We start from the raw sequence: 26,195 nt of genomic DNA, 5'->3' as shown, positions 1-26,195 counted from the left end.
CATATATTGGACAATATAGCGGAATCCGCCTACGCTCAAGGGGTCCCGCGCGGCCCATGCATCGCTGTCTCGATGGCGCCCAGGGCCGGGCGGCCCCCAAAGCAGTCACGTTTTCAGAATGAACCCGCCATGTGTATTCCGGCCCCTCCTCCCTCCGCTGCCGACGTCGGTTCCACGACGCGTGTCCCGGCGGCCTCTTGCCCCCCCGCTTCCACGCCGTCGACAACGTCCGTCGCGATGCCGGGCGACACCCGCCCCGCGCCGAGCGTCCGCGCGCTGTTCCTCGGCTTTCTCGGCCTTGGAATGACCGCATTCGGCGGTGCGTTGCCGCTCGCGCGGCGCATGGTCGTCGAGAAGCACCGATGGCTCACGCCTGCCGAGTTCACCGATCTGCTCGGGCTCTGCCAGTTTCTGCCCGGCGGCAACATCATCAACCTGTCCGTCGCGCTGGGCATGCGCTTTCACGGCTGGCGCGGCGCGCTCGCGTCGATCCTGGGGCTCATCGCGGCACCGTCGGCCGTGGTGATCCTGCTCGGCATGATCTACCAGCACTTTCAGAACGATCCGCACGTCAAGCATCTGTTTGCCGGGCTCGCGGCGGCGGCGGCCGGCCTGTTGATTCAGATGGCCTGGAAGGTGTCGTGGCCGCTGCGCAAATCGATGGTGCTCGGCGCAGTGGCGCTCGCGTGCTTCATCGCCATTGCCGTGCTGCGTGTGCCGTTGGTGCTGACCATGGCCGTGATGACGCCGATTTCGATCTATGCCACATGGCGGGTGTCGCAGTGACCGGCACCCTCATTTCGCTGGCCGTCATCTTCACCCAGCTGTCGGTACTGGCCTTCGGCGGCGGCAACACCATCCTGCCGGAGATGGAGCGGCAAGTCGTCGACGTGCATCACTGGATGACCTCGGAAGCGTTCAGCGCGCTATTCGCCCTGGGACAGGCCGCGCCGGGCCCGAACCTCATGATCGTGACGCTGGTTGGCTGGCACGTGGCCGGCTGGCAAGGCATGCTGGTCACCTCCATTGCAAAATTCGGCCCCTCGTCGCTCATCACCGTCGGTGTCCTGCACTTGTGGGAGCGGTTCAAGGACCGGCCGTGGCGACGCATCGTTCAGGCCGGTCTGGTGCCCATGACCGCCGGGCTCGTGGCCGCGAGCGCCGCCTTGATCGCACAGGCATCGGCCACCTCATGGCTGCTCGCCGGCATCACGGCAAGCGTGGCGGTGCTGGCGATTCGCACGCGTGTGCACCCGCTTTGGTGGCTCGCGGCAGGCAGCGTCGCAGGGTTGTTGGGCGGCGCCTACCTGTAGACGCGCCAGACGCGCGACCGGGCGGGTTCAGGCCCGGCCGACCTCACACACCTGCGCGTACGCCACGCGCCAATGCTCGCGTCCCAGCACCGCGATGCCATCGACCAGATCGGTCCATGCGGCCGAGCCGATCACCAGCGACGCCGGCGTATCGCCGCGTGCCAGCGCCGCGAGGCGTGGCGGGCATGCGGTCTTGCCCGCGAGCAGCATGGTGCGGGCGACCCACTGCGCAACGTCCGCCCCGATGGCTGGCGCGGGGTGCCTGCCTGGCGCCATCGGGACCTCGTCGCTCCACCGCCATGCGGCGCGAGCGCTCACCCCAGAGCGCGTGGCAATGCCCAGCGCACCGAGCACCCGCCCGCACGTCATGCCCAATTGCGCGGCGGTGCGTAATGCGCGCTCGGCGAGTGCCCGCCAGTCTCCTGTCCCGCCGCAGTCTTCACGTACGCTCGCGGCGATCAGCGCGACAACGCGCGAGCGCACGCGGCGCAGCGCTTCCGGGTGCGTGAGAAGGCGACGCGCGTCGCGAACGTCCGCGCACAGATCGTCGGTCGTCTCCGCGGGATCGAAGAGCTGGACATCGATCGGGTGTACGCAAAACGTCGGCGCGCCCGGGGTGTCGCGTCGCCAATCCGGCTCGAGACGTTCGCGCAACAGGGCGAAAGCCTCGTCGAAGCGAATCAGGGAAGGGCGCGCGTCGCTCACGTGCAGCGTTCGCAACCGCGCCGCGGGCAATCGAAAGCCGAGCCCGTGTGCCAGCAACTGGCAGAGGCCCGCGACGCGGTCGCTTTGCGCCAGGCTGCATTGCGGCGCGTCTGCGACATGCAGCACCAGAGCTTCCGAAATGCGCATCTCGGCCAGCCTACGGCGCGACGTCGGCGACATGCGATCGTGATCGCGCGCGGAAACGCCCGCATTGGTGGTATTGGCAGCGTTAGCATCGGCTTCGGTCGCTTCGAACGCTGCCATGCACTGGCGCATGACCGTGACGTCGGCCAGCGTCCGGCGGCGCAATTGCGCGTCAGTTTGCAACGCCCATTCGTGCCGCGCGCCTTCCCCCTCGGCGATCGCCCGCTCCAGTGCCCGGAGTTCAGGCCACAGATACCGGCAGGTCGCGCCGATCGCCAGTATGCTGGCGGCGCAGGCGAAGGTGACGTCCGCTGCCTCGGGCAGCGTCACACCGCGAACCCGAAAGCGTTCGCTCGCGTTGTGCCACGCCTCGTCGAGCAAACACCGCCATCCGCTCTCGCGAAGGCAGGCGGTCATGCCTGCGAAATCATCGCGAAACCCGTCCCGAACGCACGTCACCACGCGCATGCCAAGCTGAAGAAACGTGTTCGCGGGGGGAACGGTGGGGTTGATGGCGGGGCCGGCGCAAGTCATTGGCATATCGCATGTCTCCGTTCGATGAATGAGGCGAGCATCGTCGGCGCAGTGCCTGCGGCGTGCTTCCGGATTCGCCCGTATCGCTTTCGGGCGAATCCACGCGGAATCTGGGATGATGTCGTCATTGCATCGCCATCGATCTCACCGGAGGCCCCATGCCGACCCTAGCCACGCTTGCCACGTTCGTCGTTGTCGTTCTCGGGCTGTTTCTGATTCCCGGACCGGCCGTACTGCTGACCATCACGCGCACCGTGCAGGGTGGGCGACGGGCGGGGGTCATGACCGGTGTGGGAATCGCGTTGGGCGATCTCGTGCACACCTTGTGCGCGGCTGTCGGATTGTCGGCCGTGCTGATGACCTCCGCGTTGGCATTCGATGTCGTCAAATACGTGGGGGCGGCGTACCTGATCTATCTGGGCATCAAGGCGTTGCGCGAGCCTCCGAGCGACCCGCAATTGCCGGCGGCCCCTCGCGTATCGCCGGGACGCGCCTTCGTGCAGGCCGTGGCGACCGAAGTGCTCAATCCCAAGACGGCGCTCTTCTTTCTCGCGTTCATGCCGCAGTTCGTGCATGCGCACGAGGGCAACGTCTTCCTGCAATTCCTGGTGCTCGGCATGGTATTCGTCGCCATGAGCGCGCTGTATACCGCCGCGATCGCCTTGTCGGTGCGTCCACTGGGCAGATTCGTGAAGCGCTTCACGTGGCTGCTGCGCTGGCAGGGCAAGATCATCGGCAGCCTCTTCATCGGCCTCGGCCTGCGTGTGGCCATGCAGCAGCGCTGAGCCCGCGCGGTCGGGCGCCGCGTTTCGAGGGGAAAACGTCAAAAACGTCACAAACGTCGCAAACGCCGGAGTCGCTCACCATGCCTCGCATCGTTTCGCCGCTTCGCTCAGTGCGTTCCCCGAATGTTCCACCGCTACGCGTGCTTGGCGCGGCGGCCTGCCTGATCGCCGGACTCGGGCCCGTTGACCCGGTGTTCGCGGCCGACGCCGCCGCGCCGCCGCCCCCGGCCGTCGCCGCCGTCGCGTTTTCGCGGGCGGCGCCCGGCAGCACCTCGCTCGCCGGCTGGCAGAACCTGCCGGTCGTGAGCGGCAAGAAGCTGACGACGTACACCGTCGTCGCCGATGGTCGGAGCAACGTCGTCGAAGCGAACGCCGCCGATTCCGCCTCGGCGCTCATGGCCAAGGGCGACCGGATCGACCTGGGCGCGACGCCTGTCGTGACATGGCGCTGGAAAGTCGACAACGCCATCCCGGGCGCGGACAACCGTGTGGCCGACAAGGAAGATTCACCGGCGCGGCTCGTGTTCTTCTTCGATGGCGACAAGTCGAAGCTGCCGTTCGGCGATCGCGCGACGATGACATTGGCCAAGGCGGGCGGCGAAGACCTGCCATACGCCACGCTCATGTACATCTGGTCCAACGACGCCGTGCCGGGCGGCGTCATCCAGAACCCGCACACCGACCGGGTGCAGATGCTCGTGGTGGCGGGAGGCGATGCGTCGCTCGGCAAGTGGCAGACGTTCAGCCGAAACCTCGCGGCCGATTACGAGCGGGTGTTCAGGGAGAAGCCGGGCAGGCTGCTGGGTTACGGCGTTTTCACCGACAGCGACAACACCCATGCGAGTGCACATGCCTGGTATGGCGACGTGCGGTTCGGGGCGGAAAAATAGGCGGCGGCAGCCGATGGCAAACCAGAAGCGGGGTGCGCGACGACGTATCGCTCCGGGCAAAAATCCATCGCGAAAAAGCATGCTCGGTTTCACCTGTCGAGACCCTGATGGAAATGCCGCGCATCCGCATCGAAATATACCCTGAAAGCCCCGTCCGACGGGGCTTTTGCGCTATTGCAACAGTCACTTGCGTGCTACGCTATCTCGCCTAGAATTCGAGCCAGGGTTTGCCACCGGCTCAGTGCTGTTCACGCCTCTCAACGCCCCGCGAGCGCCATGCAAAAGAATCGCCAGCCCAAGGACGTCACGTTCGCCTCCAGTCCGGTATTGCAATCGCGCACATCGCTGTGGCGCTCCAAACTCGTCGTCATCGGCATCACCCTGGCGTTCATTGGTTTGGTCGTGCGGGCGTTCTGGATTGCCGGCCCGGGCAACGGGTTCTACATCGCGCAGGGCGAAAAGCGCTACGAGCACACCATCGTGATGCCCGCCGTGCGCGGCAAGATCGAAGATCGCGACGGACGCGTGCTGGCAACCAGCCTGCCGATGCGCACTGTCTGGGCGGTGCCCGCCGAAGTGCCGGACGACCTGTCCGACAGCGACATCCGCAAGGCAAGCAAGTTGCTCGACATTCCGCCCAAGGAGTTGCGCACCAAACTCATCGGCGAGAAGAAGTTCGTCTACGTGAAGCGTCAGGTCTCGCCCGAGATCGGCAAGCAGGTCGAAGCGCTGGGCATCCCGGGCGTCTACGAAAGCAGCGAATACAAGCGCTTCTATCCCGAAGGCGAAGTGGCGGCGCACGTCGTGGGCTTCACCAACGTCGAGGACAAGGGCCAGGAAGGCATGGAGCTGGGCGAAGAGTCGTTACTCGAAGGCACTGCCGGGGTTCGGCGCGTCATCAAAGACCGTATCGGCCGAACCATCCAGGATCTCGACGACTCCAGCCCGCCGCGCGATGGCAAGGACATCCGCCTGACGCTCGACACCCGGGTGCAATACATCGCGTACGAGGCACTCAAGAATGCGCTGGACCGCACCGGCGCGAAGGCCGCGATGGCGGTGGTGATCGATGCCAAGTCGGGTCAGGTGCTGGCGCTGGCCAACTTGCCGACCTACAACCCCAACGACCGCGAGCATCTCACCGGCGAGCAGTTGCGCAACCGCGTGTTCACCGACGTCTTCGAGCCCGGCTCCATTCTCAAGCCCTTCACCATGGCGCTGGCGCTCGATCTGCATCGCCTCACGCCGTCGACCCTGATCGACACGGGGCCGGGGCGTTACGTCTTCGAGGGGGCGACCATCAGCGACGACAGTGCGAACGGCGTGCTGACAGCCGCGGGCGTGATCCAGAAGTCCAGCAACATCGGCATGACCAAAGTGTCGACCATGCTGCGGGCCGAGGAGATGTGGGACATGTTCACCGAGATCGGCCTGGGTCAGCAGCCGAAGCTGGGGTTTCCGGGGGCCGTGTCGGGCCGGTTGCGTCCGTACAAATCATGGCGTCGGATCGAACAGGCCACGATGGCGTACGGCTATGGCATTTCCGCGTCTCTCTTCCAATTGGCGCGCGCGTACACCATCTTCGCCAACGACGGCGTGCTCGTTCCCATCTCGATCATCAAGCCCGATACACCGGTGCAGCCCGAGGGCGTGCGCGTGATCGACGCCCGCACGGCCGCCGAGATGCGCAAGATGCTGGCGGGCGTGGTCGACACCGGCGGCACCGCCACCACGGCGCAGGTGGCGGGGTACAGCATTGGCGGCAAGACCGGGACGGCCTACAAGGCCGGCGCCCATGGTTACGACCATTCGAAATACCGCGCATCGTTCGTCGGGATTGCGCCCTTGTCGGCGCCGCGCCTGGTGATTGCGGTGTCGGTCGACGAACCAAAGGCATCGCAACACTTTGGCGGACAGGCAGCCGGGCCGGCGTTTGCGGAGATTGCGTCGCAGGCGTTGCCACTACTGGGGATTCGGCCGGACCTTCCGGTGCGACCCGGCGTGATCCTGGCGGCGCCGACATCCGACTCGCCGCCGGACGACAAAGGCGCGCACGGTTGAGTGACCGTCCGGGAGGCGCACTGCGTGCCTTCCGGCGCCGATCCCGGTGGTCGATGGGGATCGAGTCGTGATGGCCCCGCCCTCCCCGGTTCGCACCTCAGTGGTAAATCAAGTCAAGTCGTTCAATTTCCGCCCTCCCCGGTTCTCACCTCAGCGGTAAATCAAGTCGAGTTGTTCAATTTCCGCCGTCCCCGGTTCTCACCTCAGCGGTGGATCGGATCGGGGGCCGCCCGCGGCACTCCATTGCTTGTTAAGTCGCACCGCGGGCGGCCCCCGATCCGATGTGTCAACGTTAGCGATGCGACGACACCGGGGGCGGGGCGCGCCCGCTTGCGGTGGATTCATGTGGGGGACTGTGAGGTCGAGGATGCGTGAGCGGCGCTTGGCGGTGCCCTGACGGAGCGACTTTAAGGTGGAGCGCAGTCAGGGTGCCGCCAAGCGCCGCGGGTACGGGGGATGGGGAGGACGTTAAGGGGGAATGCCCGGGCGGTGTCGACGAACAGGGAGCGTGTGAGCAAAAAAGGCAGTTCGACGATTCGAACTGCCTTTTTTGCATACCGAGACACCTCAACAAGCGCAACCCACCGCAAAAGCGCAATAAAAAAAGGCAGCCCGGAGCGTCCCGAGGCTGCCTTTTCGCTTACCGGAACTGCAGGCAAGCCCGGGGAAGACTTACATCCCCGGCATCATCAGCGAGTTGGCGTTGTGCATGATCCACAGCGAGCCGACGAGCACGATGGCCACGATGAGGATCGTGAACGCAAAGGCCATCACGTTCCAGCGTTGTTCCGACGAGCGGTCCATGTGCAGGAAGTAGACGAGGTGGACGATGATCTGCACGAGGGCTGCGCCGAGAATCAGCGGCAGCACCGTCGACGGCGGCATCGTGCCGTCCATGACCAGCTTGAACGGCACCACAGTGAGGATCACTGCGAGCACGAAGCCGATCAGGTACGACTTCACGCTGCCGTGGCTGCCGCCGGCGGCGTTGTGGCCAGCCTCGTGGCCGTGCGACTGCACCGAGTTGCTATTGCTCATTTACATGGCTCCCATCAGGTACACGACCGTAAACACGCCGATCCAGACCACGTCCAGAAAGTGCCAGAACAGCGAGAGGCACTGCAGACGCGTGGTGTTGGTCGCGGTCAGGCCCTTCTTGCCGATCTGGAACATCAGCACGGCCATCCACAGCAGGCCCGAGGCCACGTGCAGACCGTGGGTGCCCACCAGTGCGAAGAAGGCCGAGAGGAAACCGCTGCGGTTCGGGCCCGCGCCTTCGAGGATCAGGTGGTGGAACTCGTACAGTTCCATCGCGATAAAGCCCGCGCCCAGCAGCCACGTGATCGCCAGCCAGCCCTGCACGGCGCCCTTCTTGCCGTTGTGCAGGCCCACCATGGCGAAGCCGTAGGTGATCGACGAGAACAGCAGGATGAACGTTTCGACCAGCACGAACTTCAGGTCGAACAGTTCATGGCCCGTCGGGCCGCCCGCCGTGGCGCTGCGCTGCACCGCGAAGGTGGCGAACAGGCCCGCGAACAGCACCAGGTCGGTCATCAGGTACACCCAGAAACCGAAGATGGTGTTGCCCCCGGTGTCGTGGTGCGCGTGGTCATGCGCATGCGCATCGGCATGCGCGCCAGAGTGTTTGAGAACTTCGCTCGTCATGATTAAGCCTTTGCTGCTGCGGCCAGTGCCTGATGGTGGGCCGTTTCGATGGCCACCACTTCCGGCGACTGCACGTAGTAGTCGATCGAATCGTTATTGCTGCGGCAGATGAACGTCACGATCATGCCCACGAAGCCAACGATGGCCAGCCACCAGATGTGCCAGATGGCAGCGAAACCGAACACCAGCGAGAACGCGCTGATGATGAAGCCGGCGCCCGTGTTCTTCGGCATGTGAATCGGAGCGTAGCTCGTCTTCAGATCGCCCTTGATGCCGTGTTCCTTGCGATAGGCCAGCTCGTCGACGTCGTGCACGCGCGGCTCTTCGGCAAAGTTGTAGAACTGCGGCGGCGACGAGGTCATCCACTCCAGCGTACGGCCATTCCAGGGGTCGCCCGTGGTGTCGGCCAGTGCCTTGCGGTTCTTGATCGAGACAACCAGTTGCAGCACCTGGAAGCCGATACCGGCAGCGATGAACAGGGCACCGATCAGCGCGGCGATCAGCCAGGGTTGCCATTCCGGATTGCTGTAGTGGTTCAGGCGACGGGTCATGCCCATCAGGCCCAGTACGTACAGCGGCATGAAGGCGAGGTAGAAGCCGATCAGCCAGCACCAGAAGCTGGCCTTGCCCAGGCGCTCGTCGAGCTTGAAGCCGAACGCCTTCGGGAACCAGTAGTTCATGCCGGCGATGTAGCCGAACAGCACGCCGCCGATGATCACGTTGTGGAAGTGAGCAATCAGGAACAGCGAGTTGTGCAGCACGAAGTCGGCGCCCGGCACGGCCAGCAGCACGCCCGTCATGCCGCCGATCACGAACGTGACGATGAAGCCCAGCGTCCACAGCACCGGCGTGGTCATCTGCACGCGACCACGGTACATCGTGAACAGCCAGTTGAAGATCTTCACGCCGGTCGGGATCGAGATGATCATCGTCGCGATGCCGAAGAAGGCGTTCACGCTCGCGCCAGAGCCCATCGTGAAGAAGTGGTGCGCCCACACGAGGAACGACAGCACCATGATCGCGGCCGTCGCGTACACCATCGACTTGTAGCCGAACAGCTTCTTGCCGGAGAACGTCGAGATGATCTCCGAGAAGATACCGAACGCCGGCAGGATCAGGATGTACACCTCCGGGTGACCCCAGATCCAGATCAGGTTGATGTACATCATCGGGTTGCCGCCCAACTCATTCGTGAAGAAATGGAAGTCGAGGTAGCGGTCCAGCGACAGCAGCGCCAGGGTCACCGTGAGCACCGGGAACGCAGCGCAAACGAGCACCATCGTGCACAGCGAAGTCCACGTGAAGATCGGCATCTTCATCAGGTTCATGCCCGGCGCACGCATCTTCAGAATCGTGACGACGAAGTTCACCCCGGTGAGCAACGTCCCCAGACCCGAGATCTGCAAGGCCCAGATGTAGTAATCCACCCCCACGCCCGGACTGTACTGAATGCCCGAAAGCGGCGGATATGCCAACCAGCCCGTGCGCGCGAATTCACCCACGCCCAGCGACAGGTTGACCAGCGCCGCGCCAGCCACGAACAACCAGAACGACAGCGTGTTCAGGAACGGGAACGCCACGTCGCGCGCGCCGATCTGCAGCGGCACCACAAGGTTCACCAGCCCCGTCATGAAAGGCATCGCCACGAAGAAGATCATGATCACGCCGTGGGCGGTGAAGATCTGGTCGTAGTGATCCGGCGGGAGAATGCCGGGCGAGTTGTGCGCGAGCGCGAGCTGCGTACGCATCATCATGGCGTCGGCAAAGCCGCGCAGCAACATGACGAGCGCCACGAGCACGTACATGACACCGATCTTCTTGTGATCGACCGAGGTCACCCACTCGTTCCACAGGTACTTCCACTTGCCGAAGTAGGTCAGCAGGGCAATGATGCCCAGCCCACCAAGCACCATCATGCCGACCGCGCCGACAATGATCGGCTCGTGGTACGGGATGGCTTCGAGAGTCAGTTTGCCAAACAGCGTTGACATTGTTGTTTACTCCTTATGCGCGTGCGCAGCCGCACCGGCGTGCATCGCATGCGCGCCGGCGTTGTCCATGGCCATGGTCATCGACTGGCCGTTCTGCACGTTGGCAGCGGCGGCCGGAGCCGTCGCGGCGTCGGTGCCTGCGCCCTTCATTTCCATCTTCTTGTCCATGCCTTTCATGTCCATGGCGCCGTGGTTCTCATGGCCTTCCTGCTGCTGCGCCATGCCCGACGCCATCGGGGCGTGCACGATCGACTGGAACATGTTCGCGTCGACCGAGCTGTAATACGTGACCGGCGTGTTCTCGCTCATCGGCACCAGCGAGGCGTAAGTGCCCTTGTCGAGCACCTTCTTCGACTCGCGCACCTTCGTCACCCATGCCTGGAAGTCGCCATCGGTCATCGCCAGCGTCTTGAAACGCATGCCCGAGAAGCCGCCGCCGCTGTAGTTCGCCGAAATCCCGTCGTACTCGCCGACGTGGTTGGCGATCAGGTGCAGCTTCGTCTCCATGCCCGCCATGGTGTAGACCATGCTACCCAGCTGCGGAATGAAGAACGAGTTCATGATCGATTCCGAGGTGATCTTGAAATTCACCGGGGTATCGACAGGAACAGCCAGTTCGTTGATCGACGCAATGCCCTGCTCCGGGTAGATGAACAACCACTTGTAGTTCATCGACACCACTTCGACCGTGATCGGCTTGACTTCGCTTTCCAGCGGCTTGTACGGATCGAGTTCGTGGGTGGACACCCAGGTGATGCGCGCGAGGATCGCAATGATGATGATCGGCACGAGCCAGACCACGACCTCGATGGCCGTCGAGTGCGACCAGTTCGGCTCATAGCGCGCCGACTTGTTGGTCGCGCGATACTTCCACGCGAACCACAGCGTCATCAGGATGACCGGAATCACCACGATCAGCATCAGCCACGTGGCCGTGAGGATCAGGTTCTTGTTCTCTACTCCGATCTGCCCTTTAGGGTCGAGCAGCGTCATGTCGCAGCCGGCCAAAATCAGCGGCGAGCACAAGGCGAGGAGCCTAAACAATCGCGGGTTTCTGTGTTTCTTCATGTCACACGACAGGGTTGAGTTGGCCAGCGAACGGCACAACACGGGCTTACCGGCCTGATGCAGGGTCGCAGGAGGTTGGCAAGGGTTAAGGTGAGACGGGAGCAGTCGTCACGCCGGTATTGCACCGGTTGAACTACGACGACTGTGTCATCGAAAAGACGGGAACCGGGGCAAATCGCCGCCCGCAGACCTCAAGTCACTGTCCGACTTCTTGTCTTTTACTTCCATCACGGTGCGGCATTATGCCGAAGTTTAATTAGGCCGCCCATCGCGCACCCACCGGCGCGACAATGTGTCGCGCGACCTTCACGCGTACGCGCGCGACGATTTCCAAGCAGATGGACACCTTTTTAGCGGTAAACGCTGTGCAATGCAGCAATCGGGCAAGGTTCGCGAATTTGAACGGGTGCGACGTTGTGTCGCACCCTGAATTGCGGTGTCGCAGCGAAAACGCACCACATTGGTGCGCATGGACCTGCTGGGGATGGGAGCAGGTATTGTGCCCGGCTTTTCAGTCTAACGACAGTCGCACGGCAAAAGCCATGAGCGCCGCCCCGAACGACCAGCGTTGCACTTTTTGCGCAAGCGGGCGGGTGCGCAGCCAACGCGCGATGCGCGCGGCGCCAAATGCCAGCGTGACGTCGAAAATCGCACCAACGACCAGCAACAGCACGCCGAGTTCGAGCACCTGGGACCAGACAGGCCCCGCTTCCGCACGCACGAACTGCGGCAGCAATACCGAGCAGAACAGCAGTGCCTTGGGATTGAGCACGCTGGAGAGCACGCCCCGGCGCACCGCTTGCGAGAGCGGGGGCGGTGCATCGGTCGACAGCGCCACGGCGTCGACGCCGAAAGCCGGCGAGCGCCAGATCTGGATCGCCACCCAGGCGAGATAGATCGCCCCCACGATACGCACCGTCTCGAACAGCCACGGCGCCGCGCGCAGCAACGCCGCCACACCGCAGGCGGACAGTGTCACGTGTCCTGCGCGTGCCATGGCCAGCCCGCCCGCCGTCGCCAGTCCGTGCCGCACCCCGCGCGTCATGCTCGTTTGCATTACAAGCGCCATGTCGGGCCCCGGCAATGCGTAGACGACCACCAGCGCGCCAATGAAGACGGTGAGCAACTGCAGCGAAACCATGACTTTTCCCCTGACGACCCGTGCGATCGAGAATAGCGATATGATCCCGCCAAATCATGAGCATTACATGGCGTTTTTCACGCCAAAAAACCAAAATAATTGGCGATAACCACCAACATATCATCAACGATAGATGAATCCCCCGACACCCTGGGTTCCAGCTCGCCACTCGCCGTAGTCCATACGGACGAGGGCAACACTATCCGGAAGCCGCGGTTCGTGGTGGAATGCCATCTTTGCAGCAGCTTTTCGTAGCGGGATACCCACAATGAACGAACTCGACGCCATCGATCGGGCGATCCTGGCCATCGTGCAACGCGACGGCCGCATCTCCAACGCGCGACTCGCCGAGCGCGTGTCGCTCTCCGAGACTCCCTGCGCGCGACGCCTGAAGCGGCTCGAAGCCGAGGGATACATTACCGGCTACCGGGCGGAACTCTCGTATCGCGCACTGGGCCTGGGCGTCACGGCATTCGTCCACGTACGCTTCGCCGTGCACGATCGTTCGCTCTCCGAGCAGTTCGAGCGCGAGGTGCAGGCGATCGATCGTATTGTGTCCTGCCATAACATCTCCGGCAGCGCCGACTATCTGCTCGGCGTCGTCGCCACCGACCTCGACGACTACGGAATGTTCACGCGCGATGTGTTGCGCGCCCTGCCCGGCGTTTCGTCGATCGAATCGATGTTGTCGCTGCGCGAAGTCAAACGCGACACCGGCGCACCGTTGCTGTAGACCGACGCCCGCGCTGTGGCACGGCCCGGATTGCCCGTAGAATGGCGAGTTGATCAGATCCCATAAAGCGCGACCAGACTCCCAGGTGCCACATGCCGGACGCCATGCCAGCCGTACCCCCTCAAGCGCCCTCGCGCGCTGCGACCGAACTCGCGCAGACGAGCCCGTCGAATCTCGCACAAGGCGCCACGGGCGTGACGAATGACGACGCCCTGATGTTCGACCTCGCGCCGGTTTCGCTCTGGCTCGAAGACTTCAGCGGCGTGAAGCAGATGTTCGACACATGGCGCGCGCAAGGCGTGACCGATCTGCGCGCGCACTTCAAGTCCGATCCGGGGCACGTGTCGGCGTGTTCGCAGCGCATTCGCGTCGTCAAGGTCAACCGGCGCACCCTGAGCATGTTCAACGCGCCGTCGCTCGACACGCTGGTGGCGAACCTGCCGCGCGTGTTCCGCGACGACATGCTCAAGACGCACATCGAAGAGCTGTGCCAACTGTGGGACGGCCGCACGCAATTCACGAGCAAGACCGTCAACTACACGCTCGACGGCCGACGGCTCGACGTGCTGCTCAACGGCTCGGTACTGCCCGGCCACGAAGCCACGCTCGCGCGGGTGTTGATCTCGCTCGAGGATGTCACCGAACTGGAACACGCCCGCGAGCGCGTGACGATGGGCGAACAGTACGCACGAGGTTTGTTCGAGTATTCGCCGGTCTCGCTATGGGTGGAGGACTTCAGCGCCATCAAGCTGCTGCTCGACGACGCCCGCTCGCGTGGCATCACCGACTTCCGGACCTTCACCGACGTACACCCCGAGTTCGTCGAGCGATGCATGACCGAGATCCACGTGCTCGACGTGAACCGCCACACCCTCGCCATGTTCGTCGCGCCCGACAAGGCCACCCTGCTCGCTCGCCTGCCCGACGTCTTTCGCGACGACATGCGCCACAACTTCCGCGAGCAGTTGATCGACTTGTGGGAGAACAAACTCTTTCAGCAACGCGAAGTCATCAACTACGCGCTCGACGGCAACGAGATCAACGTCCACCTGCAATTCGCCGTGCTCCCGGGACACGAGGCGCGGTGGGATCTCGTGCTCGTCGCGCTGACCGACATCACCGCGCGCAAGAAAGCCGAGTCGTATCTCGAGTTCCTCGGCAAGCACGACGTACTGACCAAGCTGCGTAACCGCTCGTTCTATGTCGACGAACTGAACCGGCTCGAACGCAAGGGACCGTATCCGGTGACGGTCGTCGTGGCGGACCTCAACGGCCTGAAGGCTGTCAACGATCAACTCGGTCATGCCGCTGGCGACGGTCTGCTGCGCCGCGCGGGCGAAGTGCTCGGCAAGGCGGTCGTGGCACCGCAGATCGCCGCGCGCATCGGTGGCGACGAGTTCGCGCTGCTACTGCCGTCGACCGATGCCACGGGCGGCGCGGCCGTCATGGAGAGCATCCGGCAACTCGTCGAGCTCAACAACTCCTTCTATCCCGGCACGCCGCTCTCGTTCTCGATGGGAATGGCGACCTGCGAAGCCGGCGAACGACTCGAAGCCACTGTTCAACGCGCCGATCTGCTGATGTATGAGGAGAAGCGCAATCACTACGCCGGTAGCGTGAACGAACGGCGCGTGCTCGATGCCTTGCCTTCCGGCAGCGGTAGCGCCACCACGCCCACCACGCCCGCCACACCCGGCTCCGCCGGCACGCCTGGCTCGGCGGGCCGGGGCGACGCCTGAGCCCCGCCACGGCCGCCATGCCCCAACGGCTCGCAGATCTGCGCGAGCCAGTCGACGAATGCCCTCACGCGCGGTGACACACGCTTTTGCGCGGGATACGCCGCGGACAGGCGTAGCGCAGGCGGCGGGCAATTCGGCAGGACCGGCACCAGACGCCCCGACGCGAGATAGGGCGCGGCCGCCAGCACCGTCGGCTGAATCAGCCCGAGCCCTTCGAGACCCGCGGCAAGATAGGCGGCTTCGTCGCCCACGTGCAGCTGCCCCCGTGTGCGCACGCACGTGGCGCGCGAGCCGACCATCAGCATGAGATCGCCGCATCGCGTGGTCGGCGTCGCGAGCGTCATGCCGGCCGTGCCCGCCTCGTCGGCGGCCGGTGTCGACGTCGGCGAGGCGGGCACGGTCAGCGACTCGGCAGGCGCCGAGCGCCACTTCACCGAGGTATGCATGGCGAGATCGTCAAGGTCTTCCGGTGTGCCATGCACGTCGAGATAGCGCCGGCTCGCGCACGTCACGCGAGGCAAATCGCCCAGGTGGCGAGCGACGAGGCGTGAATCGGGCAACTCACCCAGCACCACACCGCAATCGACGCCGTCACCGCGCCAGTCGCCGTGCGCCGGCGTGGCATCCAGTGCAATTTCCAGGCCCGGGTGGCGCGACTGGAATTCGGCGAGCGACGGCATCACCACTTCACGGGCGATCACCGGCGGCAACACCACCGCGAGCCGCCCGCGCAGTTGCACATGCGCGCCGAACAACCCCGATTCGACTTCCTCCACGTCGGCGAGAATCGCGGCGCACCGCTCGTAGTAGGCCGCGCCCTCCATCGTGAGCGCCACACGCCGGGTCGAGCGGGTGAACAACGCCACGCCGAACCAGCGCTCGAGATGCTGCACTTGCGTGGTCGCCGTCGCGCGCGGCAGATCGAGCGAGGCCGCCGCCTTGGTGAAACTGCCCACTTCTGCGACGCGAACGAACGTGCGCATGGCGGTGATGCGATCGATCATGATGCCTCCTGTCCCGAAACGCGCGCGGCGGCCTTGCCACGCCATGCAACGATCGCCGCGCCAGCCGGCGCGAGCGCGAAGAGTGCGAACAGCCAGACCGACGCACGCTGCGCGGCCTCGAGCGCACCGTCCGCGAGCCCGGCAGAATTGGCGACCAGTCCCGCGAGCGCCGAGCCCAGCGCCATCGAATACAACTGCACCGTGGTGATCGAGGCGGACGCGAGATGTGCTTCGCCCGGACGTGCCGCGGTCATCACCCGTGTGAGCAGATGCGGCCAGCCGATGCCCACGCCCATGCCGACGCCGAAGAGCGCCGCCCCAAGGCTCAACGCGCCCGCAGTGCTCTCGAAGAGAGAGCGCTGCGGCAGCAACCAGGCGAGTGCGAACATGCCGATCGCGACGATCACCGGTCCGAGACGCACACACCGCTCGGCCGCATCGCCCTGTCGCCCGGCACTCGTCATCGATCCGACCGACCAGCCCGCCGCCATGAGGGCGGCGAGGTAGCCGGCCGCGAACGGCGTCTGCCCGTGAATCGTCTGAAGGAAATACGGGATGTAGATCTCGCTCGTCATGGCCAGCCCGAGCAGGCCCATGGCCACGTAGAGGCCCCCCAGGCGCGTGCGCAACGAGTAGGCGCCGGTCGGCATCAGGCGCGGCAACGCATGTCGCGCACTTCGCTCTCGGTGCGCGAGCCATCCGACCAGCGCCAGTCCGGCAACCATCCACGCGGCGGCAAGCGGATGCGAGGTAACCACCGCGCCGAGCGAGATCGCAACCGCCGACGCGCACAGCAAGATGACCTTGAACCACGGAATGACCTGCGCCTCGTCGCTGCGCGGTGATGCCGCACCGGCTGCCATGGCGCGTCCGGCGGGCACCTGCACCCGAATGATGAGTCCGAGGCCCACGACGACCGGCAGCAGCGACCAGAAGGCCCAGCGCCAATGCCCGAACTGCGCGAAGATGCCGCCCAACGCCGGGCCGCAAAGCGTGGCCACCCCCCACATGCCCGAGATGAGTCCCATCGCCCTCGACCACAACGACGGCACAAAGACAATGCGGATCAGGGCGTAGCTGAGCGAGAGCAGAATGCCGCCACCGAAACCCTGCAGCGTTCTGCCCGCAAGCATCCACGGCATGGTCGGCGCCGCCGCGCACAGGATCGTGCCCGCGCTGAAGCCGAGCAGTGCCATCCCATAGGCGATGCGCGGTCCGAACGTCGCCATCAACGTTGCGGCAAGTACCGAACCGAGAATCGACGCCACCACGAAAAGCGTCGTGTTCCACGCGTACAGGTCGAGCCCGCCGATGTCCCGAACGATCGACGGCAGCACCGTCGTCGACACATAGACATTGGTGGCATGCAGCGCCACCCCGCCGGCCAGCGCCAGCGAACGCCAACCGTTGTTGCCGCTCAACAGATCCCGCCAGCCCGGCGTCCCGGAATTCGTCGTGTTCGTTGTCATGGATGGACAGCCACCCCTCGGGCGACTAATATGCAAGTAAGTTCTTGGATATTACATGCCGCACCATGAATTACACAAATAACCACTTGGATAATAGGGCGGTCCCATCGGCGACCGGCGCCGGGCACGAGCGCGTCCTGCATTGGTTGAAAACGCAGGGGCCGGCGTCGACGGCGGAGGTCGCCGCGGCGCTGGGGATCACGGCCGAGGCTGCACGCCAGCAGGTGCAGCGGCTGGTGTCGGACGGCCTGCTCGTTGGTCAGACGACGCCCTCACGCGGCGCGGGTCGCCCACGTCAGACGTGGATGCTCACGGAAGCCGGGCATGCCCGCTTCCCCGACGCCCACTCGCATCTCACGATCCAATTGATCGGATCGATCCGTCAGTTGTTCGGCGAAGATGGGCTGGATCGGCTCATTACCCAGCGCGCCGCGGACACGCGGTTGCATTACAAGCAGGCCGTCGATCCGCTCAAGGGACTGCAGGCGCGGCTCGACAAGCTCGCGGAGATCCGGTCGGCCGAGGGCTATATGGCGCGAGTGGAGCGTGACGGCGACGACTGGCTGCTCATCGAGGACCACTGCCCGATCTGCGCCGCCGCCAAGACCTGCCAGGGCTTTTGCCGCACCGAGCTGGAGTTGTTTCAGGAACTGATCGGCGAGCGTGGCACCGTCTCTCGCGAGACGCACATCCTCGCGGGCGGGCAGCGATGTACGTACCGCGTGCGAACCCCGTGAACGTGTCGCGGGCGTCAATACCGGGGCGCTCGCGGGAAGGCTGGCGGAACAGCACGCGCGCATCCGGGGCGTACGACAGCGGTGTGATGGATGGGGTGCCGTGAGCCGCGCTCAGCGCGGCTGGAAGGCGATGAGGCCCATGCCCACCAGGGCCACCGTCACCCCGGCCATGTCCCAAGAGGTCGGACGCACGCCGTCCACCCACCACAGCCACACGATCGCCACGGTGATGTAGACACCGCCATACGCCGCATAGACGCGGCCGGCCGCGGCGGGATGCAGCGTCAGCAGCCAGGCGAACAGCGCCAGCGACGCCGCGCCCGGCACCAGCAGCCATGCGCTGCGATCCTGCCTGAGCCAGAGCCACGGCAGATAGCAGCCCACGATTTCCGCCACCGCGGTGACGACATACAGCGCAAAGGTTTTCATGACGCGATTATGCCGGGCGCGCCGGCCATGCGTCACCGCACAATGGCCTACAATGCCGCCTTCAACGGAGAAGTTCATGGAATCGCTGGAAGCCCGCATCGTCGAACTCGAAATCAAGACGGCGTTTCAGGAAGACCTGCTCGAAACGCTCAACGGCATCGTGACACGGCAGGAGCAGCAAATCGACCTGCTGCAGAAGCAGTTCAAGGCCCTTTACCAACAGATGCTCTCGCAAGGCCCGGGCGGCAACGACGGCAACCCGCGCCACGAAATCCCACCGCATTACTGATCGGCCCGACAGGCGGCGCGCTCGCGCAGGCCGAACGATTCGCCGCCGCGCGAGTCATATCGCTATCGACGACTCAGGCACCGCCGCGCCCCGCCCGTCCCCGTCCCCGTCTCCGTCTCCCAGACCTTCGCCACATGACCACCCGCCGCCCGCCTTCGCTCCCCCGCTCGCTTCCATCGCCCTGGTTGGCGCGGGCTACGTCCCCGGTCGAGGCCGAACAACTCACGGCGTCGCGTCGCGAAGTCTTGCGCATCGGGCTCGCCGGCCTGCTCGGCCTGGCGCTCGCGTCGCGCATGCAACGAGCCGATGCCGGTTACAACATCTGGACCGGCGAATACACCATGACGCGCAAGGACATCGAGAGCGCCGTCGACAAGCGATTCCCGACCACGCTCAACTACGGCCAACTGCTCACCGTCGAGCTGACGCATCCGCAGATCGGCTTCAATCCGCAGGCCAACCGCGTCAACACGCAGGTCGACGCGCAACTGAAGAACATCCTGCTGCAAGGCCAGCCGCTCCAGGGCACGCTGGCGATCTCGAGCGCACTGAAATACGACCCTGTCCGACGCGCCGTGCTGCTCGACCATCCGAGCGTCGAGCGGGTCGACGTGAACGGCATGCCACCCGCCTACGGCCAGCAATTGACCGCGATCGGCGGCACCGTCGCGCAGCAGGTCCTCGATCAGTATCCGATCTATACCTTCAGGCCGGAGCAATTGCGCTACGGCGGACGCGACGTCGAACCGGGCGCCATCACGGTGCTGCCCGACGGCATCAAGGTCGAAGTCAAGACCCAATAGACGCAAAGCAAAAAGGGCAGCCAACCGGCTGCCCTTTTTCCTTTACCGCAATCGACGGCCCCGTGGGCCGCCAACCTCAGACCACCGTCAGCGTCACGTCGATGTTACCGCGCGTGGCGTTCGAGTACGGGCACACGATGTGCGCCTTCTGCACGAGGTCTTCCACGACCTTGCGGTCCACGCCCGGAACGCTGATCTTGAGCTCCGCCTGGATGCCGAAACCGGTCGGGATCTGGCCGATGCCGACGCTGCCGTCGATCTTGGTCTCGGCCGGCAACGCGATCTTTTCCTTGCCGGCGACGAACTTCAGCGCGCCGAGAAAGCAGGCCGAATAGCCCGCGGCGAAAAGTTGTTCCGGGTTGGTGCCGCCAACGCCCGGGCCGCCCATTTCCTTGGGCACCACAAGCTTGACGTCGAGCACGCCGTCCGAGGAGACGGCGCGGCCGTCACGGCCTCCGGTAGCGGTGGCATGAGCGGTGTACAGCACTTTTTCGATCGACATGACGAACTCCTGGTAAGTAGAAAATTTCACTTCCAAACTTCGATCGCAGCGGCCTGACGTGCCATCGCGGCAACCTCTGCCGGCCGAACGATCCAACCTGACATACAAACGCGCGTCGAACCCACGTCATGACGCGTTTCGCACGCGTGTGTTCCCGCGTCGACGGTACCGATGTGCCGCACACGCCCGGTCGCTGGCCGCGTCCGCGCCGCACGCAAACACCGTCGACGATCCTGATGCACCTCCGGCACCCGCATCGTGACGCCCCATCGGCCTGTCGCCGAAACGCGTCCCGATTCCTTCGATCACACAAATTTATCTATCAGTAGATAGATATCAAATCACAAAAATAGGGGAGATGGACTCCCGCCTCATGGCGCCGTTGTCACGCGCTCCGACGGTGTCGTGGCATCAACCAACACCACAGACCGACGCCACCACATCCTCCAGCCTCGACGGCGCCCGAAACAGCCGGGAGGCCATCACGCTGCCCTGGAATCCGGCAAACAACGCCCGCGCCGTCGCTTCGGGTGACGACGTGAGCGTCACTGTTCCCTGCGCCACGCCATCCGCCAACACGCGCGCCAGCCATGATTCATGAAATGCGAAGAAGCGCTGGACCGCGTTGCGCACCGTCTCCGGCAACGTTTCGATGTCGGCGGCCAACATGCCGCACAGGCAGATCCGATGACCGTCGGCCACGATACGGCCGAAACCCTGCGCGTACAGGCTCAGCTTGCGCTGCGCCGGCAACGCCTCGTCGATGCCCGCTACGTCCTGCGCGATCGCCGCGTCATACGCCTTCACCGCTTCGAGTACCAAATCTTCCTTGGTGGGGAAGTAATAGTGGATGCTCGATGTCTTCACCCCGACACGCTCGGCCAGATCCCGGTAGCTGAAGCCGTTGTAGCCTCGCGTCATCAGGAACGTCTGCGCGTGATCGAGCAATTGCTCTCTCACGGTCGGTGCAGCGGTCGGTGTCGTCGTGCGGTTCATGAAACGAACTTTATCTATCGATAGGTAGATAGTCAAGCATTTCGATATGCCGGGTCGATTGAAATTTTCGATGGTCGTCATAGCCTTCGTCCGCCCGGCACCCACGAATCCGCAACAGCGGCCCCGCGGGCCGCTGTTGCCAGGAAGATTCCGTCGGTCGTGCGTCGCCCATACCGGCGCGACGCAGCACCCTCAGAAGTCGATCTTCGCGTTCAGGCTGATCATGCGCGGGTCGGCCGGCTTGATGTAATTGTCGTATTGGTACTCCCAATACTGGCGATTGGTCAGGTTGCTCACCGCGGCGCGCAGCGTCACATCCTTGCCGGCCACGCGTGTGCGATACGTCGCACCGAGGTTGATGAGCGTGTAACCCGACACCGTGAGCGAGTTCTGCGGATTGAGCGACGTGCGCCCGTTGTAGCGAATGTCGCCACCGACCGACAGGCCAGGCACGTACGGAATCTTGTACTCGACGTTGCCCGAGAGCACGAAGCGCGGTGCGCCGCCGACGCGATTGCCGTCGAAGCCATTGGCCGTGCGCGCGTACCAGGCATCGAGTGCCATGGCGCTCGCGCCGAGCGTCCACTGCGGTCCGAGCTTCACCGAGCCCGCGATCTCGATCCCCTGGTAGATCGACTGACCGTCGGCCACGCGCGCGTTGGCGCTGTTGGTATAGACGGCGCCGCGCTCGATGCGGAAGATCGACGCCGTCGTGCTCCACGTCGACTGCTCGGTCTTCACGCCGAGTTCGTACTGGCGGCTCTTGAATGGGTTGAGCACCGCCCCGGCGTTCGCGTAGGTCGAACCGACCACTTCTCCTGCCTCCAGCGCTTCGACGTAGCTGACATACGCGGTGGTGTTCGGCGCGAGCTTGTACATGGCGGCGAGCGTCGGCGTGAACACGCCGTTGGTCGAGTAGGTCGACACGCCCTGCGCGTTCGTCTGGTTGTAATTCGTGAAGCGGCCGCCCGCGAGCACCGACCAGCGCTCGGTCAGTTGCACGGTGTCCGACGCGAACACCGAGCGCTGCTCGATGGCGCTGGAGCGTTGCGCCTTGAGCGTCGTGCCGTCGCCGTAATACTGGTATGACGTGCCCTGGTACAGATTGCCCGTATAGCTCGGGCTGTAGAGATAGGCGTAGTCGTTGGTCTGATACTGCGAGGCGAGGCCGAACGTCAACTGATGGGTGAACGGGCCGGTGCGCACCTTGCCTTCGGCCGTGACCTGCCAGGCGCGGAACGTATTGTTTTCGTCGCCCAGATCGTTCTGGCCGCTGAAGTCGCCCGCGCCATTGAGCAGATACAGCGTGGCTTCGTTGCGATCGCGCGTCGACTTGTTGTACGCGTAGTTCGCCGAGACCTTCCAATCCGGATTGATCTGGTATTGGAGACCGGTCGTGTAGAACTGCGTGATCGTGTTCAGATGCGTGGCCTGCGTTTGCAGATTCGCATTGGACACATTGACGGGACCAGGCAATTGCGTGCCGGAGAAGTTGTACGTCGAGAGCGAGGGGGACGTGCCCGTGGCGCGCCGATCCTGATACATCGCGCCGAAGTTCCATGTGAGATCGCGGGTGATGCGCGCGTCGAGCGCGACCGAAACGGTGTCGCGATTGAGGTTGCCGTCGGTGTACGTCCGCCCCTCTTCATGCGTGTAGTTCAAACGCGCACCGAACATGTCGTTCGGTCCCGCGCGGCCGCCGAGATCCACATGCTCACGCCAGATGCCTTCGGAATGAAAGCCCACGTCGACGCTCGCGATACGCTCGTCGGTCGGCTTCTTCGTCACGTAGTTCACTACCCCGCCCGGAGCGACGAAACCGTACATGAAGCCGGACAGCCCCTTGAGCAGTTCCACGCGATCGAACTGTTCGTACGGCATGGTCACGCCGTAGGTCATCACCGGCAGGCCGTCGAGCTTGAAGCCGGACTGCCAGTCGATGGGCATGCCGCGCACGAAGATGTAGCCGGCCCAGGCGTCGAAGGCGTTGCTGCCGTCAGTCACCGACGCGTCGGTCACGAACACGTCGCCGAGCTTGGCAGGCTGGCGCTGTTCGAGCTGCTCCTGGCTCACGACGGTGGTCGAATACGGCGTGTCGAGCTGGCTGCGCGAACCGAGCGCGCCGGCCTGCACCGGCTGTTTGAGATTCTGCGGCGTCTCGCGCAGCGCCGAACTCGTCACCGTCGTGGCCTTGAGCGTCGCCTGCGAGGCGGTGTCGGCCGAGCTCGCGTCGGCATTGCCGACGGTACCCGGCGTCTGTCCGAAGGCCGGAACAACGGCAAAGCTCAGCAACGTGGCCAGTGCCAGTGGCGCCAATGCGCTGCGGGGCGCCGGACGAGCCAATGGCGTGCAATGCGTAACCGGTGCTGCGGCGTTGCGCGCGGCGCGCAACGTCCGAGGGGCGTGAACAAAAGACATGCTTGAATTCCCGTGTGACTGTCGAAATCTTTATTTTTAATGAGAATCGTTAACGTTCTCATTTAAGTTTCGGGATATTAGCAAACCTCGGCGCCGCGTCAACAAATGTTGTCAGCCATTGACGGCAACAACACGGAAATACAACATTTCCGATCCTTACACGGGTGACATGCGGGCTCGCGTGATATCGCGCGCGGGGCCCGGAACAAATAGGCTAGTATTGCGGCACTGTCGCCAACCGAGCGGCTTATTGAATGGAACGCCGTCCCTCATCCGGGGCGCGCGCGCCAAGTGGTATGGAACAAGTGGTATGGAACTCGACGCCATTGATCTGAAGATTCTGCGGGAACTGCAAGCCGACGCCCGCCTGACCAACGTTGAACTCGCCTCGCGGGTCAACCTCTCGCCCTCGCCCTGTCTCGCGCGCGTGAAGGCCCTCGAAGCGGCGGGCTACATCCGGCAGCGCGTCACGCTGCTCGATCCGTCCAAACTCGGGCTGCACATCAACGTGTTCATTCACGTCACCCTCGAGAATCAGAATCGCGATGGCCTCGACGCCTTCGAGGCCGCCGTCACGGCCTTGCCGAACGTCATGGAGTGTTACCTGATGTCCGGTGACGCCGACTACCTCCTGCGGGTCATGGTGAGCGACATGAGCGCCTACGAAACCCTCATCACCGACCGTCTCTCGCGCATTCCCGGCATCCGCAACATTCGCTCCAGCTTCGCGCTCAAGCAGGTCATGTACACCACGGCCATCCCGGTGCCCGATACCACCGACGCTTCCGCCAAATCCGAAAAGTCGGGCGATGCCTGAGGGCGGCCGCGCGGCAAAACCCCTCGACGCCGCGCAAGCCTCGCCGCACCCGCGTGGCGGGGCCGGTCCGCAAGTCGCACTGCATGCCGCCGCCATGCTGTTCGGCGCGTCCGCACTGTTCGGGGAGCACATCGCCGCCAGCAGCACGCTGATCGTCTTCGGGCGCGGACTCTTTTCCTGGCTCGCGTTGAGCGCCATCGCTCTCGTGGGGCTCGCCGGCATGCGTGGCGCCGCGCGATTGGCGGGCGGCGCTCCCTGGCAAGGTGTCTCGGCGGGTGCCGCAGCAAGGCTCATCGTGGCCGGCGTGCTGCTCGCGGCGCACTGGCTCGCCTTCTTTCTTGCCATCAAGGCGGCAGGCGTGGCCGTCGGCACGCTCGGTTTCGCCTGTTTCCCGGCATTTGCGATCCTGCTCGAGTGGCCATTGCGCCGGGAGCGTCCCACGTTGGGCGACGCAGGCGTGATCGCACTGGTCTGCGTCGGACTCGCGCTCGTCACGCCGGCCTTCGACTGGCGGGCCGGGGCGACCGTGGGACTCGCATGGGGCGTGCTGTCTGGCGCCATCTATGCCGTCATCGCGCTGTCGAACCGTGTACTCGGCGCGCGGGCCTCGCCGTTGCAGGCGAGCTGGTGGCAATGCCTGGGTATCGTGCTGGTGCTCGGACCGTTTGCGTGGCGCGAAGCGCTCGTCCTGCCGGCCGTGCAATGGGGATGGCTCGCCTGCCTGGGCGTGGCGTGCACCGCCCTCGCGTATACGCTGTTCATTCACGCGCTGCGCACGGTCAAGGCCAGTCAGGCGGCGGTGGTCATCGCGCTCGAACCCGTCTACGCAATCGCTTTCGCATGGGTGCTGTTCGGCACGTCGCCCACGCTCAGGATGGCGGTGGGCGGCGTGTGCATTGTCGGCGCGGTCGCCTGGTCCGGATCGATGCGCTCACGCCGCATCGCACACTGATCCGTGAACCCGCGCGGCCGCCAGCGCCGACATCGTTTGCATTACACGAACATGCCGCCCGACGCCTCGATGCGCTGCGCGTTGATCCAGCCGGTCTCGTCCGCGAGCAACGCCGCCACCATGCCGCCGATGTCGTCGGCTTCCCCCACGCGTCCGAGCGCCGTATTGGCCGCGATCATCTGATTGACGCCCTGATTGTCGCGCACGGTACCGCCGTTGAAGTCCGTGGCAATGGCGCCCGGCGCGATCGTGTTGGCACGAATGCCGCGCGCGCCCAACTCCTTTGCCAGATAACGCGAGAACACTTCAATGCCGCCCTTCATCATCGCGTAGGCCGACGCCCCCGGCAGCGAAAAGCGGGCAAGCCCGCTGGAGACGTTCAGGATCCGCCCACCGTCGGCGATCCGCGGCAGTAGCGTTTGCGTGAGGAAATACGGCCCCTTCAAATGCAGGCGCACCAGTTCGTCGAACTGCGCTTCGGTCGTCTCGCTGAACGCCCGATGCAAACCCGTACCGGCGTTGTTGAGCAGGAAATCAAACGTGTCGCGCTGCCAGACCTCGCGCAGCACACGCCCGACCTGCGCGGCAAACGGGGCGAACTGCGACGCGTCCGACACGTCCAGCGGCAGGGCGACGGCGTTCGCACCCAGCGTTGCAATCTCGGCGACCACGGCATCGGCTTCGGCACGTGCGCTGCGATAGGTCAGGATGACGTCGATGCCGCGACGCGCGGCGGCGAGCGCCGATGCGCGGCCCAGGCCGCGGCTGCCACCGGTGATGAGAACAATCTTGCGGGTCATGGTGAGGCTCCTGAAAACGTGGACGCTGCACGCTCGCAACGCCCGGTTGAACAATGCCGACGGCCTTCGCTTTCCGATGCCTTTGCCTTCGACGGACCTGTCGCCAGATTTGCGTCCGCCGTTGCAGCAATGGGCTTCGGATGCCGCGGTACGTTCAACATGCTATTGCAACGAATTTCACCAATAAACCTGCTGAATTTAATTACACTG

24 protein-coding genes and 1 pseudogene are annotated in these 26,195 nt (G+C 64.5%); 12 read left to right on the top strand and 13 right to left on the bottom strand.

The window, feature by feature from the left end:
• Positions 1-237: 237 nt before the first annotated feature.
• Both LV28_RS31440 and LV28_RS31435 read left to right on the top strand, forming a co-directional pair.
• The gene (locus tag LV28_RS31440) at positions 238-786 is read left to right on the top strand and encodes a chromate transporter (protein WP_025250505.1); all 549 of its coding nucleotides are present in this window, start codon (positions 238-240) and stop codon (positions 784-786) included.
• A complete protein-coding gene (locus tag LV28_RS31435) occupies positions 768-1,313 on the top strand; it encodes a chromate transporter (protein WP_029754800.1) in 546 nt (181 codons plus the stop codon). The genes LV28_RS31440 and LV28_RS31435 overlap by 19 nt, the downstream gene beginning before the upstream one ends.
• Positions 1,314-1,340: 27 nt before the next feature.
• Here the strand turns inward: LV28_RS31435 and LV28_RS31430 are convergent, their stop codons facing one another.
• On the bottom strand, positions 1,341-2,702 hold the full coding sequence (locus tag LV28_RS31430; protein ID WP_147291576.1) for a hypothetical protein: 1,362 nt from the start codon (positions 2,700-2,702) through the stop codon (positions 1,341-1,343).
• 152 nt (positions 2,703-2,854) lie between these two features.
• Here LV28_RS31430 and LV28_RS31425 point away from each other — a divergent pair, with 152 nt between their 5' ends.
• The 3 genes from LV28_RS31425 to LV28_RS31415 all read left to right on the top strand — a co-directional run bounded on the left by LV28_RS31425 (position 2,855) and on the right by LV28_RS31415 (position 6,432).
• Positions 2,855-3,481: a LysE family translocator gene (locus LV28_RS31425; RefSeq protein ID WP_023595034.1), complete on the top strand. Its 627-nt coding sequence runs from the start codon at positions 2,855-2,857 to the stop codon at positions 3,479-3,481.
• Between the two features lie 80 nt (positions 3,482-3,561).
• Positions 3,562-4,371: a DUF3047 domain-containing protein gene (locus LV28_RS31420; protein ID WP_051399210.1), complete on the top strand. Its 810-nt coding sequence runs from the start codon at positions 3,562-3,564 to the stop codon at positions 4,369-4,371.
• Positions 4,372-4,647: 276 nt separating this feature from the next.
• Positions 4,648-6,432 carry a peptidoglycan D,D-transpeptidase FtsI family protein gene (locus LV28_RS31415; protein WP_023595032.1) on the top strand — a complete coding sequence of 595 codons (1,785 nt, stop codon included), beginning with the start codon at positions 4,648-4,650 and terminating at the stop codon, positions 6,430-6,432.
• Positions 6,433-7,104: 672 nt separating this feature from the next.
• Here LV28_RS31415 and LV28_RS31410 read toward each other — a convergent pair.
• The 5 genes from LV28_RS31410 to LV28_RS31390 all read right to left on the bottom strand — a co-directional run bounded on the left by LV28_RS31410 (position 7,105) and on the right by LV28_RS31390 (position 12,297).
• On the bottom strand, positions 7,105-7,470 hold the full coding sequence (locus LV28_RS31410) for a cytochrome o ubiquinol oxidase subunit IV (protein WP_023595031.1): 366 nt from the start codon (positions 7,468-7,470) through the stop codon (positions 7,105-7,107).
• Complete coding sequence (locus tag LV28_RS31405) at positions 7,471-8,097, bottom strand: cytochrome o ubiquinol oxidase subunit III (RefSeq protein ID WP_023871883.1); 627 nt, start codon at positions 8,095-8,097, stop codon at positions 7,471-7,473.
• Between the two features lie 2 nt (positions 8,098-8,099).
• Positions 8,100-10,079, bottom strand: coding sequence for a cytochrome o ubiquinol oxidase subunit I (gene cyoB / locus LV28_RS31400; protein ID WP_023871884.1), 1,980 nt, complete (start codon positions 10,077-10,079; stop codon positions 8,100-8,102).
• A gap of 15 nt (positions 10,080-10,094) precedes the next feature.
• Positions 10,095-11,156 carry a ubiquinol oxidase subunit II gene (gene cyoA / locus LV28_RS31395; RefSeq protein ID WP_025250502.1) on the bottom strand — a complete coding sequence of 354 codons (1,062 nt, stop codon included), beginning with the start codon at positions 11,154-11,156 and terminating at the stop codon, positions 10,095-10,097.
• Positions 11,157-11,667: 511 nt separating this feature from the next.
• Entirely contained in the window at positions 11,668-12,297 is a 630-nt protein-coding gene (locus tag LV28_RS31390) for a LysE family translocator (RefSeq protein ID WP_023595027.1), read from the bottom strand.
• A 268-nt stretch (positions 12,298-12,565) separates the two neighbouring features.
• On the opposite strand from LV28_RS31390, the gene LV28_RS31385 reads away from it, so the two are divergent.
• Positions 12,566-13,030: an Lrp/AsnC family transcriptional regulator gene (locus LV28_RS31385; protein ID WP_023595026.1), complete on the top strand. Its 465-nt coding sequence runs from the start codon at positions 12,566-12,568 to the stop codon at positions 13,028-13,030.
• A gap of 215 nt (positions 13,031-13,245) precedes the next feature.
• On the top strand, positions 13,246-14,769 hold the full coding sequence (locus LV28_RS31380) for a sensor domain-containing diguanylate cyclase (RefSeq protein WP_224785333.1): 1,524 nt from the start codon (positions 13,246-13,248) through the stop codon (positions 14,767-14,769).
• Positions 14,770-14,819: 50 nt separating this feature from the next.
• Here the strand turns inward: LV28_RS31380 and LV28_RS31375 are convergent.
• Both LV28_RS31375 and LV28_RS31370 read right to left on the bottom strand, forming a co-directional pair.
• A pseudogene (locus tag LV28_RS31375) lies at positions 14,820-15,752 on the bottom strand (LysR family transcriptional regulator); the annotation flags it as partial.
• Between the two features lie 17 nt (positions 15,753-15,769).
• Positions 15,770-17,242 carry an MFS transporter gene (locus LV28_RS31370; protein WP_025250499.1) on the bottom strand — a complete coding sequence of 491 codons (1,473 nt, stop codon included), beginning with the start codon at positions 17,240-17,242 and terminating at the stop codon, positions 15,770-15,772.
• A 65-nt stretch (positions 17,243-17,307) separates the two neighbouring features.
• On the opposite strand from LV28_RS31370, the gene LV28_RS31365 reads away from it, so the two are divergent.
• Positions 17,308-17,979, top strand: a complete 672-nt coding sequence (locus LV28_RS31365; protein ID WP_038618272.1) for a helix-turn-helix transcriptional regulator — start codon at positions 17,308-17,310, stop codon at positions 17,977-17,979.
• A gap of 111 nt (positions 17,980-18,090) precedes the next feature.
• Here the strand turns inward: LV28_RS31365 and LV28_RS31360 are convergent, their stop codons facing one another.
• Positions 18,091-18,408, bottom strand: coding sequence for a YnfA family protein (locus LV28_RS31360; RefSeq protein ID WP_023871890.1), 318 nt, complete (start codon positions 18,406-18,408; stop codon positions 18,091-18,093).
• Positions 18,409-18,493: 85 nt separating this feature from the next.
• On the opposite strand from LV28_RS31360, the gene LV28_RS31355 reads away from it, so the two are divergent.
• On the top strand, positions 18,494-18,697 hold the full coding sequence (locus tag LV28_RS31355) for a SlyX family protein (RefSeq protein WP_023871891.1): 204 nt from the start codon (positions 18,494-18,496) through the stop codon (positions 18,695-18,697).
• A 134-nt stretch (positions 18,698-18,831) separates the two neighbouring features.
• Positions 18,832-19,500 (top strand): DUF1439 domain-containing protein, encoded by a 669-nt coding sequence (locus LV28_RS31350; RefSeq protein ID WP_080685338.1) that lies wholly within the window; start codon positions 18,832-18,834, stop codon positions 19,498-19,500.
• 76 nt (positions 19,501-19,576) lie between these two features.
• Here LV28_RS31350 and LV28_RS31345 read toward each other — a convergent pair whose 3' ends face one another.
• The 3 genes from LV28_RS31345 to LV28_RS31335 all read right to left on the bottom strand — a co-directional run bounded on the left by LV28_RS31345 (position 19,577) and on the right by LV28_RS31335 (position 23,416).
• Positions 19,577-20,002 carry an organic hydroperoxide resistance protein gene (locus tag LV28_RS31345; protein WP_023595018.1) on the bottom strand — a complete coding sequence of 142 codons (426 nt, stop codon included), beginning with the start codon at positions 20,000-20,002 and terminating at the stop codon, positions 19,577-19,579.
• Between the two features lie 411 nt (positions 20,003-20,413).
• Positions 20,414-20,998: a TetR/AcrR family transcriptional regulator gene (locus tag LV28_RS31340; RefSeq protein WP_023871892.1), complete on the bottom strand. Its 585-nt coding sequence runs from the start codon at positions 20,996-20,998 to the stop codon at positions 20,414-20,416.
• A 192-nt stretch (positions 20,999-21,190) separates the two neighbouring features.
• Positions 21,191-23,416: a TonB-dependent siderophore receptor gene (locus tag LV28_RS31335; RefSeq protein ID WP_080685342.1), complete on the bottom strand. Its 2,226-nt coding sequence runs from the start codon at positions 23,414-23,416 to the stop codon at positions 21,191-21,193.
• Between the two features lie 310 nt (positions 23,417-23,726).
• Here LV28_RS31335 and LV28_RS31330 point away from each other — a divergent pair, with 310 nt between their 5' ends.
• Positions 23,727-24,233: an Lrp/AsnC family transcriptional regulator gene (locus LV28_RS31330; RefSeq protein ID WP_023595015.1), complete on the top strand. Its 507-nt coding sequence runs from the start codon at positions 23,727-23,729 to the stop codon at positions 24,231-24,233.
• Complete coding sequence (locus LV28_RS31325) at positions 24,226-25,185, top strand: DMT family transporter (protein ID WP_081326835.1); 960 nt, start codon at positions 24,226-24,228, stop codon at positions 25,183-25,185. The genes LV28_RS31330 and LV28_RS31325 overlap by 8 nt, the downstream gene beginning before the upstream one ends.
• Before the next feature lie 41 nt (positions 25,186-25,226).
• Here LV28_RS31325 and LV28_RS31320 read toward each other — a convergent pair whose 3' ends face one another.
• On the bottom strand, positions 25,227-25,985 hold the full coding sequence (locus LV28_RS31320) for an SDR family NAD(P)-dependent oxidoreductase (protein ID WP_023595013.1): 759 nt from the start codon (positions 25,983-25,985) through the stop codon (positions 25,227-25,229).
• Positions 25,986-26,195: the final 210 nt, after the last annotated feature.

Source organism: Pandoraea pnomenusa (genome assembly GCF_000767615.3).
In the GTDB taxonomy this organism is placed as follows: domain Bacteria; phylum Pseudomonadota; class Gammaproteobacteria; order Burkholderiales; family Burkholderiaceae; genus Pandoraea; species Pandoraea pnomenusa.
Note: the sequence above shows the minus strand (reverse complement) of the source record. Positions and strands in the feature narration are given on the sequence as shown.

What these genes read in the sequence shown, in the direction of transcription:
- LV28_RS31325 (WP_081326835.1), top strand. Translation starts at nt 24,226, where the DNA reads ATGCCTGAGGGCGGCCGCGCGGCAAAACCCCTCGACGCCGCGCAAGCC.
- LV28_RS31370 (WP_025250499.1), bottom strand. Translation starts at nt 17,242, where the DNA reads ATGACAACGAACACGACGAATTCCGGGACGCCGGGCTGGCGGGATCTG.
- LV28_RS31365 (WP_038618272.1), top strand. Translation starts at nt 17,308, where the DNA reads ATGAATTACACAAATAACCACTTGGATAATAGGGCGGTCCCATCGGCG.
- LV28_RS31420 (WP_051399210.1), top strand. Translation starts at nt 3,562, where the DNA reads ATGCCTCGCATCGTTTCGCCGCTTCGCTCAGTGCGTTCCCCGAATGTT.
- LV28_RS31350 (WP_080685338.1), top strand. Translation starts at nt 18,832, where the DNA reads ATGACCACCCGCCGCCCGCCTTCGCTCCCCCGCTCGCTTCCATCGCCC.
- LV28_RS31435 (WP_029754800.1), top strand. Translation starts at nt 768, where the DNA reads ATGGCGGGTGTCGCAGTGACCGGCACCCTCATTTCGCTGGCCGTCATC.
- LV28_RS31410 (WP_023595031.1), bottom strand. Translation starts at nt 7,470, where the DNA reads ATGAGCAATAGCAACTCGGTGCAGTCGCACGGCCACGAGGCTGGCCAC.
- LV28_RS31360 (WP_023871890.1), bottom strand. Translation starts at nt 18,408, where the DNA reads ATGAAAACCTTTGCGCTGTATGTCGTCACCGCGGTGGCGGAAATCGTG.
- LV28_RS31335 (WP_080685342.1), bottom strand. Translation starts at nt 23,416, where the DNA reads ATGTCTTTTGTTCACGCCCCTCGGACGTTGCGCGCCGCGCGCAACGCC.
- LV28_RS31390 (WP_023595027.1), bottom strand. Translation starts at nt 12,297, where the DNA reads ATGGTTTCGCTGCAGTTGCTCACCGTCTTCATTGGCGCGCTGGTGGTC.
- LV28_RS31425 (WP_023595034.1), top strand. Translation starts at nt 2,855, where the DNA reads ATGCCGACCCTAGCCACGCTTGCCACGTTCGTCGTTGTCGTTCTCGGG.
- LV28_RS31385 (WP_023595026.1), top strand. Translation starts at nt 12,566, where the DNA reads ATGAACGAACTCGACGCCATCGATCGGGCGATCCTGGCCATCGTGCAA.
- LV28_RS31320 (WP_023595013.1), bottom strand. Translation starts at nt 25,985, where the DNA reads ATGACCCGCAAGATTGTTCTCATCACCGGTGGCAGCCGCGGCCTGGGC.
- LV28_RS31340 (WP_023871892.1), bottom strand. Translation starts at nt 20,998, where the DNA reads ATGAACCGCACGACGACACCGACCGCTGCACCGACCGTGAGAGAGCAA.
- LV28_RS31430 (WP_147291576.1), bottom strand. Translation starts at nt 2,702, where the DNA reads ATGCCAATGACTTGCGCCGGCCCCGCCATCAACCCCACCGTTCCCCCC.
- LV28_RS31380 (WP_224785333.1), top strand. Translation starts at nt 13,246, where the DNA reads ATGTTCGACCTCGCGCCGGTTTCGCTCTGGCTCGAAGACTTCAGCGGC.
- LV28_RS31405 (WP_023871883.1), bottom strand. Translation starts at nt 8,097, where the DNA reads ATGACGAGCGAAGTTCTCAAACACTCTGGCGCGCATGCCGATGCGCAT.
- LV28_RS31330 (WP_023595015.1), top strand. Translation starts at nt 23,727, where the DNA reads ATGGAACTCGACGCCATTGATCTGAAGATTCTGCGGGAACTGCAAGCC.
- LV28_RS31440 (WP_025250505.1), top strand. Translation starts at nt 238, where the DNA reads ATGCCGGGCGACACCCGCCCCGCGCCGAGCGTCCGCGCGCTGTTCCTC.
- LV28_RS31415 (WP_023595032.1), top strand. Translation starts at nt 4,648, where the DNA reads ATGCAAAAGAATCGCCAGCCCAAGGACGTCACGTTCGCCTCCAGTCCG.
- cyoA (WP_025250502.1), bottom strand. Translation starts at nt 11,156, where the DNA reads ATGAAGAAACACAGAAACCCGCGATTGTTTAGGCTCCTCGCCTTGTGC.
- LV28_RS31345 (WP_023595018.1), bottom strand. Translation starts at nt 20,002, where the DNA reads ATGTCGATCGAAAAAGTGCTGTACACCGCTCATGCCACCGCTACCGGA.